General features: G+C 64.9%; 3 protein-coding genes. All 3 read left to right on the forward strand.

Annotation, left to right across the window (positions count from 1 at the left end; genetic code table 11):
• The first annotated feature begins 95 nt into the window (after positions 1–95).
• Positions 96–1,370, forward strand: coding sequence for a tyrosine-type recombinase/integrase (locus RT91_RS19550; protein WP_233490019.1), 1,275 nt, complete (start codon positions 96–98; stop codon positions 1,368–1,370).
• A complete protein-coding gene (locus RT91_RS19555; RefSeq protein WP_011930444.1) occupies positions 1,367–2,308 on the forward strand; it encodes a tyrosine-type recombinase/integrase in 942 nt (313 codons plus the stop codon). The genes RT91_RS19550 and RT91_RS19555 overlap by 4 nt, the downstream gene beginning before the upstream one ends.
• Positions 2,305–3,365: tyrosine-type recombinase/integrase (locus RT91_RS19560; RefSeq protein ID WP_240314384.1), on the forward strand; the 1,061-nt coding region annotated here is incomplete at its 3' end. The genes RT91_RS19555 and RT91_RS19560, both read left to right, overlap by 4 nt.

Genomic DNA, 3,365 nt, shown 5'->3' on the forward strand with positions numbered 1-3,365 from the left:
GTGGCGTGCCCCTTATGCCGACATCGGCATTAACGGGGCAGTAATGCCGAGATCCGGATTATGCCGCATCTGCTCGGCAGGGCGCGGTTGGCGGTATGATCGCACCAATCCCATTCGGCATAATCTTCATCGCTCCAACAACATGGAGCACGACGATCATGCCTCAATATTTGCAGACCTGCATCGAGCCGTATCTGGACTCGTTCGCCGAGAGCTTTGCGGCGGAGAATTACACCGCCGGCACGGTCAAGACCTACCAATCGATCCTGCGGAAGGTGGGGCACGCGATGGATGTCGAGGGCATCAGTCCTTCGGCGTTGACGCTCGACATGGCCGAGCATCTGGGACGCAAGGTGCCGCGCAAGAAGACGGGCTCGGTATGGCCGTATAGGTTGGCCCGCCGGTTCGCGCAGCATCTGCTCGATATCGGCGTCACGCAGCCGGTGCCGTTGACCGAGGCGCAGCAGGCGCGCGCGACCCTGCTGGCGAACTTCGAGACCTATCTGGTCAAGCATCGCGGCCTGAGTCCGCGGACGATCTATCACACGCTGCGGTTCGCCAACCGGTTCCTCGATCATCGCTTTGGTGATGCGATAGTTGATCCGGGGCGGTTGCGGCCTGCCGACGTGATCAGCTTCATCGAGCATGTGTTGGCAGGCGCGCGTCGCGACAAAACGGTGGCAACGCATGTTCGTATCTTCCTGCAATATCTGTTCGGCAGCGGCGCGACAGCGACCAATCTGGCGCTGAGCGTGCCTAGGGCGGCGAAGCGCTGGGGCGCACGACTGCCGCGCCATCTGTCGCCCGAGGGCGTCGAGGCGGTGCTCGCCTGCGTGCGCGACAGCCCCCGGCACGGCGCTCGGGACTATGCGATGCTGCTCATCATGGCCCGGCTCGGCTTGCGCGCTGCCGAGGTCATCGCGATCCAGCTGGACGACATCGACTGGCGCGCGGGCGAACTCTTGGTGCGTGGCAAGGGGAAGCTCCACGATCGCGTGCCGATCAGCGCGGAGGTTGGCGAGGCCCTCTGCCGCTATCTGCGCGAGGAACGCGGACCCGCGTCCTGTCGCACGATGTTCGTCACCCATCGCGCGCCGTACCGTCCGTTCAAGGACAGCCAGATCGTCAACGCCGTTCTCAAGGATGCGCTGAAGGCGACTGGCCAGAAGCCGGTAACGCCCTATGTGGGATCGCACCTGCTGCGTCATAGCCTTGCCACCCAGTTAGTGAACTCGGGTGCATCGCTCGACGAGGTGGGCGATGTGCTGCGGCACCGCTCACGCACATCAACGATGATATATGCCCGTCTCGACATCGATGGGCTGCGGTCAGTGGCAATGCCTTGGCCCGTGGCGGGAGGCGCGCAATGAGCCTCACCTTCCAACTCGACCGCTATCTGGCTGTGCGGCGCCGCCTCGGCTACGACCTGAGCACCAGCGAGCGCATCCTTCGCCGCTTCACGCGGTTCGCCGACAGCGAGCGTGTGACGCATATCGACACGGCGCTGTTCCTGCGTTGGCACGCTACGCTCGGCGAGGCCAACGGCATGACGCGAGCGGCGCGGCTTACCGCCGTGCGCCTCTTCGCGCAGTGGCTGAGCAGCTTCGATCCGGCGCATGAACCCCCACCACGGGGCCTGTTGCCGGACACTGTCATGCGCTCGCGTCCGCATATCTACAGCAATGCCGAGGTCGCTTCGATTATCGCGGCCGCAAAGGCGCTGCCGTCGATCTGCGGGTTGCGCGGGCTGACTTGCTCGACACTGTTCGCGCTCATCGCGGTCACGGGCTTGCGCATCAGCGAGGCGCTCGCGCTCGATGGGAACGACCTCGACGCCGATAATGGTGTGCTGCGCGTCCGACAGGGCAAGAACGGCAAGGAGCGGTTGCTGCCGCTCGACCCCAGCACCGTCGAGCGACTGCTCAACTATCGCATCGAACGCGATCGGCTGATCGGTCATCCGGCGGTGCCGCTGTTCGTAACCGACAAGGCGACCCGGCTCACCGACTGCACGGCCCGCTACAACTTCGCGCAGGCGTGCCAGCAGATCGGCTTGCGATCCGAGCAGCAGTACCATCGGCATGGCCGAGGGCCACGCATCCACGATCTGCGCCACACCTTCGCCGTGCGCACGATGATCGACTGGTACCGGACCGGCAAGGATCCGGCGCGCGAGATGATCCGGCTGACGACCTATCTGGGTCATAGCAGCCCTTCCCGAACATACTGGTATCTGGAGGCGGTCCCGGAACTGCTCGATCTGGCGATAGCCCGTGCCACCGCGAGCGGCGGGGAGATGGCACAATGAACGCCGTCACCTTGCCCGCGCTGATCCAGCGCTTCTTCACCGACCGGCTTTGCACGCAACTGGAGGCGAGCCGACATACGGTCGCCGGCTATCGCGATACGTTCCGGCTGCTGCTCAGATATGCGAGCGCCCGCCGCAAAAAGCCGCCGGTCAACCTGACGGTCGAAGACATCGACGCCGATCTGGTCGCGGACTTCCTCGCCCACACCGAGACCGCGCGGGGTAATAGCGCTCGCAGCCGTAATACCCGGCTCGCCGCGATCCGATCGTTCTTCCGCTTCGTCGCGATGACCGATCCGACTTGGCTGCTGCACTGCCAGCGCATCCTCGCCATGCCCAATAAGCGCTATGTGAAGCGTGCGGTCACGTTCCTCGATGCCGAGGAAATGGCGGCGCTGTTGGCGGCTCCGGATCGTACAACATGGGCGGGGCGGCGCGATCACGCTCTGCTCCTGCTTGCGGTCCAGACAGGCCTGCGGGCTTCCGAACTGGTCGGCCTCACGCGGGGCGATGTCGTGCTGGGGACCGGCGCGCACATCCGTTGCATGGGCAAGGGCCGGAAGGAGCGCGCCACCCCGCTTCGCCGCGAGACAGCCAAGCTGCTGGCGACGTGGATCGGCAACGACAAAGATGAGGGCAAGCCGCTGTTCCCGTCGATCCGGGGCGAACGGCTGAGCCGTGACGCTCTTGAGCATCTGGTCCGCAAGCACTGCCTCACGGCGTCGCGCGCGTGCCCGAGCATCGGCACGAAACAGGTCACGCCACATACGCTGCGCCACAGCACGGCGATGGACCTGCTCCACCACGGCGTTGATCCTGCGGTGATCGCGCTCTGGCTTGGTCACGAGAACGTCGAGACCACCCAAATCTACATCCATGCCGACATGCGGATGAAGGAAAACGGCGCTCGCTCGCGTCGCCGCTCCAGCCACGCCGTCGGGCCGGTTCCGGCCCGACGATCAACTCCTCGCGTTCCTGGAAGGGCTCTGATTATGCCGAACAGCCGCATGGCCAATGCCGGGCTATCCGGCCTCCAGCGGAGGCCATGCGGCATAAT

This window comes from Acidiphilium sp. JA12-A1 (genome assembly GCF_000724705.2).
Lineage (GTDB): Bacteria > Pseudomonadota > Alphaproteobacteria > Acetobacterales > Acetobacteraceae > Acidiphilium > Acidiphilium multivorum.

Bases quoted from the DNA above. Each gene is read 5' to 3' on its own strand.
- RT91_RS19550 (WP_233490019.1), top strand. From the start codon at position 96: ATGATCGCACCAATCCCATTCGGCATAATCTTCATCGCTCCAACAACA.
- RT91_RS19555 (WP_011930444.1), top strand. From the start codon at position 1,367: ATGAGCCTCACCTTCCAACTCGACCGCTATCTGGCTGTGCGGCGCCGC.